At 71.3% G+C, this 230-nt stretch carries 1 protein-coding gene; it reads left to right on the plus strand.

Annotated features, from left to right (window positions below):
* On the plus strand, positions 1-230 hold a 230-nt coding region (locus ACPYOG_RS21130; protein ID WP_481295993.1), incomplete at both ends, for a prephenate dehydratase domain-containing protein.

Raw genomic sequence — 230 nt, forward strand, 5'->3', positions numbered from 1 at the left:
GTCCTTCGCCCAGGATGCGCTGACGACCATCCCGGGCCTGCGGATCATCGGCGAGTACCTCGTCCCGGTAAACTTCGTCCTCGTCGCCCGCCCGGGCACGACCCTCTCCGACGTGCGCACGGTCAACGCCCATCCCTTCGCCTACGCGCAGTGCCAGCAGTGGCTCGACCGCCACCTGCCGGAGCACGGCCACCTGCCCGCGTCGAGCAAGGTCGCCGCGGCGGCCTCTC

The sequence above is a fragment of the Leifsonia sp. HAY1-4F genome (assembly GCF_056755275.1).